General features: G+C 65.7%; 4 protein-coding genes and 1 pseudogene. 2 read left to right on the forward strand and 3 right to left on the reverse strand.

Annotated elements, in window-relative coordinates; all coding sequences use genetic code 11:
• The 3 genes from AB0G02_RS26380 to AB0G02_RS26390 form a co-directional block, all read right to left on the reverse strand.
• A partial coding sequence (locus AB0G02_RS26380; RefSeq protein ID WP_360798543.1) for a tetratricopeptide repeat protein occupies positions 1–573 on the reverse strand: 573 nt, incomplete at its 3' end.
• On the reverse strand, positions 570–1385 hold the full coding sequence (locus AB0G02_RS26385; RefSeq protein ID WP_360798546.1) for a serine protease: 816 nt from the start codon (positions 1383–1385) through the stop codon (positions 570–572). The genes AB0G02_RS26380 and AB0G02_RS26385, both read right to left, overlap by 4 nt.
• 15 nt (positions 1386–1400) lie before the next feature.
• Positions 1401–1676: a CU044_2847 family protein gene (locus AB0G02_RS26390; RefSeq protein WP_360798549.1), complete on the reverse strand. Its 276-nt coding sequence runs from the start codon at positions 1674–1676 to the stop codon at positions 1401–1403.
• Positions 1677–2109: 433 nt separating this feature from the next.
• Between AB0G02_RS26390 and AB0G02_RS26395 the strand changes: the two are divergent.
• Positions 2110–2807 (forward strand): annotated as a pseudogene (locus tag AB0G02_RS26395) (transposase); the annotation flags it as partial.
• A 478-nt stretch (positions 2808–3285) separates the two neighbouring features.
• Positions 3286–5864 (forward strand): hypothetical protein (locus tag AB0G02_RS26400; protein ID WP_360798552.1); only part of this gene is annotated, 2579 nt, incomplete at its 3' end.

Consider the following 5864-nt stretch of genomic DNA (forward strand, 5'->3'; position numbering starts at 1 on the left):
GTAGTCGTGCACCGCCCAGCGTAAAGCGGCCGCCGCATCCGCTTGGACGGTCCGGTCGCTGATGTACCTGGCCACACCGCTGCCGACCAGGGCTGCCAGAACAGCGGCAGCGGTTCCACGATCGGCAGTGTCCCCGGCTGCGGTCGCCCACTTGTGGGCCTCGTCGACCCTACCCGCCAGGATGTAGGTGGCGGCGAGATTGGCGAGAATCGTCGCGCGATGCGGCGAGCCGAGCACCCCGGCGTCGATGTGCGCATCCTCGAGAAGGGTCACTGCCTCTCGATAGTGTCCCTTCGCAACGGCCAGCAGAGCGACCTGGTTGCGTACCCTGACCGCGTCCTCGCCCGCCTCCGGCAGTCGCTCGAGCATCGCCTGCGCCAGGGCATCGGCCGCCTCGACCAAGTTCGACGCGGCCATGACGGCGGTGCAGCGCAGCAGCCTGGCCAGATGCCGGTGCGCCACCGACTCGTCGAGCGAGCGCGCCAGCGAAGCCGCCAGGGATTCGACCGCGGCTCTGTCCTCGGTCGAGGCGGACAGCTGTGCTTCCAGGCGATCCACGAGATCAGCGCTCACTGCTGCCCCTGCCCGATCGCCAGGTCGACGATGCCGCGCGTGACCCGCAGTCGCATCGCGGTCACCTCTTCGGGCGGCATGAGGCCCTGCTGCTGCCAGGCCGCGCCCTGCTTCAACAGAGCCGTGCTCCGGTCGAGGACATCGTGGAAAGCAGGCTCGGCGTTGGACTTGGACGGTGTGTCCAGCAGTTCGCCCAGAACATTGGACATGTCGAAGCAGTCGAACCTGGCCAGTACTTCCGCAGCAGTCGCCGCAAGCAGGACGTTCGAGGCACGGGTCGGGTCCTGTCGATCCGGGTACTGCTCGAACAGCACCCCAGCCAGAGTCCTCTCACTGCCCAGCACGCGCTCCACCGGACCTCCCGAGTACCCGGAGTAGTCCCCGAGCAGAGCCTCGGTCCGCAACTGAAGGGCTTTGAGCTGCGCCCCTCCCGCGCAGGTGTAGGTCATCGCCGGCTCGACCACCGCTCCCGTGAGAATCGGATCGGAAGGAGTCGGCCTGCTGGGCACCCGCCACGGATCGTCGGGTTGACAACGGTCGGCGCGCAACGGCGTCACCGGGGATGGCCCCAGCAGCACCACAACGGCCAAGTCGGCCTCGGGCAGCCGTTCGTGGACCCGCGCGGGCAGCTCGACACCGTCCGCGAAGGCCACGGCCAGTGCCGCGTCGTCCTCCTCTACCGAGCGCAGACAGTGCGCGGCGGTCACCACGAAACGACGCGTCAGGAAGAAAGCCGCCCCCAATGAGCGGGATGCATGCCGCAACTCGACCCAATAGTCCTGAGCTGCGGTCCGCGACTGCTGAACGGACAACTTGGCCTCACTCCGCTACACCCGTTCGACCGTGAGCGTCACCTCGAAGGACGCTTCCGCCGAGGCCCTGGTGAGGATCACACCGGCCTCGGCGCTCAACGTGATACCGAACGTCGCCTCGACCGACGTGACCTGCCAGCCGTTCCTCTCCTGCTCCGACTCCAGCGATGCCCGCACTACGTCCACCGCAGCGCGGATGCCGTCCTGGATCTCGTCCCTGCGGTCCTCCAACAGCGCGCTGCTGCGGTACTTGGCAGAGATCTGCCGACTACCGGCAGGGTCCAATTCCACGGTCTCGACCCTCACCGGAGCCTTCGGCGAATCGCTCATGGATCTGCAATCGCATCGACTCCTCGTCGCGTTACCAAACGAGAATTGATATATACCTGATGAATGGGGTCTGCCCAACGTTGGGCCAACGCGCCGAGCGGGTCCAGCGACTACGGCGCGGGCGCAGGTCGTGCGTAGCAGGCATGGTGATCTCCCGATGAGGACCGGTGGGTGCACTCCTCGCGCAGCTCGGGCAACTCCTCGCGCAAGGCGGCAAGGGCGTCTCGTTCCGCGCTTTCCACCCAGTGCTCCTCTCACTCAATACCGCGCGTCGAACACGCACGACTGCCGCGGAGCACGACTTCGACTTCGTGCCGTATCGAGGGCCGCTGGCGTGCAGTCAGCCCCCGATACGGCACATATCGCAGCGTCAGGCGACGTTGCTCCACACGCGGTGTGGCGCGCGGCCGGACAACCCAGGATGAGCCTGCGCACCTTCTACCGCCGCGTCCGCGAACAAGCCCGCTGGTGCCGCCCCGGCTCATCGCCAAAGGCGACGCCGACCACGACACCGTCTGCGCCGACATCCGCGCCCGCATCGCCGCACTGCCCGCCGGATCGGTCGTCCTGGCCGAGGACGAGACCCACCTCGATCTGCTCACCAGGGTCCGCGCCTGCTGGATGCCCACCGGACTGCGCCACCGCATCCTCACCCCCGGCACCAACATCCGCCGCACCGTGCACGGCGCGATCGACCTCGCCACCGGCACCTGGCACCACCACGTGTCGGTGAAGAACGTCTCGGTGGTGTTCTGCTACTTCCTCCAACAGTTGCTCGACGCCTACCCCGACGCCCTGTCGTGGCCGTGCTGTGAGACAACGGCACCACCGACGATGGCTCGCGAAGCACCCCCGCCTCATGGTGATCGAGGGCGCGAAGTACAGCCCGCAGGACAACCCCGTCGTACGGGTCTGGGCCAGCCTCAAACAGTGGATCGCCAACACCGCACCCGCCACCATGGCCGATCGCGTCCGACAGACCCACGCCGACCTCCGCAACAGCACCGACGAACAGATGCTCACCACCGCCGCACCTGGACCTCACCCTGGCTCCCCGAGGGTTACGGACAAGACGTCCTTCCAGGCGCTTAGCCGGTTTCGGGCCCGTCTGACCAGCACCGTTGAAGATCGTCGCGCGCACCTCGTCGGTGTTGATCTTCCCAGGTACTCCGATCGCCGTCTCGAATCCCTGACCTGCCCACCAACCAGCAACGCCGCGACCTGGTCACAGCCCTGTGGACCGCCTGCTGACCGGCCAGCCCGACGAACCGGTCAACCCGTTCCAAGCTGACCTCTAACACCTTCGAGCGGACCCCGGGGTATCGGCGCCGCCAGTGGGCCACGCCACGCGGCAAGGTTCAGACCTACACCGGCTACCATGACAGGGTCCGCAGCGAGCCGTCGCCTGGACCGCCCGACGTACGCATCTCCGCGTACAAAGGCATACTCACCCGATCGAGTATGAGAGGCTCCACACCACCCAGACCGGGCATGACAGTCCACCGAGCCGGCTCCGCCAAACTCGGGGTACGTCAGGCAATGTTCGGTTTCGCCAGTGTCAGGAGGCATGGTGACCCGATTCGTCGCCCCTGCCGGTGAGCGCGTCGAACTGGACGGCGAGGGATTCCTCTTCCATGACGAAGAACCGTGGTGGCAACCTCCGAAGCCAGTAATCCGTTCACTCGAAGACCTGGTTGCCAACGACGACAGTTACGTGTTACTGGCCGCTGGCGGCGCCGGAAAGACCACCGCCTTCAAATGGCTCTCGACGAGGGAATCGGACGCCCGGTACATCAACCTGGGTAGCCGTAGCAGGGGACAACAGGAACGCGAGGTGGCACAGGCCGTCGAGACGGGCGGTCCGGTCTACCTGGACGGGCTCGACCAGGCTGCGAACGCCGACCCGCAACTGTTCCCGTGGTTAGAAGAAGAATTGACCACTCCGGCGGCGCGCCGGATCCGGTGGAGGTTGGCCTGCCGGTCAGCCGCATGGAAGTCGTCGCTCTCCTCGAAGCTGCGGGAAGCCTTCCCCTCGTTCACCGACCTCACGCTTCTGCCCATGGATCGCGCCACGGCCTCCCGCGCGTTCGGAGCCGAGTTCGTCGACGCGATCGCCGAGGCGGGCATGGGACGGTTGTCGGCATCTCCCCGGCAGCTGAGCAGCACCGCGGCGTATTGGAACAAGACAGGCGAGTTGCCCGTAGGGCAGTTGGAAGCGATCGGCTACGAGATCGAAAAGTTCCTGGAGGAGACGGACGAACACCGCTCCCCCCGGCTCCCCGCCGAACGCGGGCTCCGCATCGCCAAACGCCTTGCCGCCTTCACCACCTTCGGTGGCGCGAACCTGTTCTCGACAGGTCCTACCGTCATCGACAGGGCGATCGCCGTCCATGCGCTGCCCGCCGCCCCTGAACCGGACGAACCAAGTTCGCCCATCGAACCGCATGACTACCGCGAGGTGTTGGACACCACCCTGTTCGAGGCGGGCCAGCCGGGAACGGTCCTGTTCCGGCACCAGCAGTACGAGGAGTACCTCGCGGCCTCGTACCTCGTCGACCGCAAGATCGCACCCACGCAGATGCCGGCGTTGCTCGGAGTCCACGCAAACGGCGCACTGCCCACGGCAAGGATCGGCATCACGGCGTGGCTCGCCGCGTTGAACCCCGAACTGGTCCAGGACCTGATCGCGGACAACGCGCTGCTACTCGCCTCGGCATCCTTGGAACTTGCCTCCGATTCCGTCAAGGCCGCGGTAGTAGCAGCGCTGCTCGAGGACGCCGCTAGAGATGAGCGGCGGCCAGCGTGGAGAGTCGACCTGCGTACGCTTTCCCACCCTGAACTCGCCGAGCAGCTCGAATTCCGACTCTCCCAAGGGGCGGCGACATCGGAAGAGGTGTGGTGGATCGCACGCCTAGCCGAAGCTGGCGGCTGCCGTCGACTGTCCCCCGCTCTCGCCGATCTGGCCCTCAACCCGATTTGGTTCCCCTACGCGCGCCGGGCAGCGATCGCTGCGGTCCGCGAACTCGACGACGAGAAGGCACTGCTTGCGCTGCGCGCCCTCCTGCAACGCGAGCAGGACGAGGACCCGGACAACGAGGTGCTGGCCGCTGTCGTCGACGCGCTGTATCCGCAGTTCGTGAGCACCGATGAACTGACCGGTGGCTTGCGTCCGGGTAAGTCTGTGTCGCTGGGTTCGTATCGCATCACTCTCCGGGATCTGGCCGACAAGATCCTTAGCGAGGATCTGCCGTCCTTTGCTCGCTGGCTGTCCGCACGGCCGGATGAGGACGAAATGTTGGACGACCTGACGATCGGTGTGATGCGGAGGATTTGGCCTCTTGCCGATGCAGACGATCCACGGAAAGCACTCGCTACACTGATCATCGCTGTCTCCCGCTCAGACGGGTGGCACAGCCAACGCTTTTCACAGACCGATATCCCATGGGCGGCGGAGGATTCCATCGACCGCCGAAGAGAACTCGCGCTGGCGGTCGCGGATCTGAGTGAGGACGATTGGTATATCGCAATCGTAAGCGGACTCCTCAGGACCAGCGACGTCCACTGGCTACTCGACACACTCGTCTCTCTGGGAGGCCGTGCTGCAACGACGTTGGGGAAGTGCTTGACCCAACTCCTGCACGCCCCGTCTGCGGACCTTGCAGAGCGGATCTTGACGCTACCCGAAACGCATCCCGCCTACGAGATCACTTCCTGGTGGCGCGAATCAAAAGCAGTCGACTCGCCTGACGTCGCAAGGACCAGGGAACGTGCTGCGGACAGGCACCGACATTCCCAGGCGCTGCTTGCAGCCGGAGATCGAATTCGGGACGAGCTCAATACACTCCTGTTGAACTTGAGCTCAGAGCCGGAACTGTGGTGGCAAGCCGCTCTTCTGCTCGGCAGAGAGGCGAATGGAAACTACTCACGAGGCACCGACCACGACTTCACCGCACAACCTGGCTGGACGATACTGACCGAGTCCCAACATCAACAGTTCTTGGAAGCGGGCATCCGCTACCTCCAAGTCCACGAACCCACCGTCACGACTTGGCGGGGCGCGAAGCGGATCTCGGAGAAGCCGCCGTCGTGGTCCGCGGAGTTCGACGACTGGGCCGGGCGGGCGCTGGTCGACGGCGACGTGGACGCGTT

Source organism: Actinosynnema sp. NPDC023658, assembly GCF_040639995.1.
Lineage (GTDB): Bacteria > Actinomycetota > Actinomycetes > Mycobacteriales > Pseudonocardiaceae > Actinosynnema.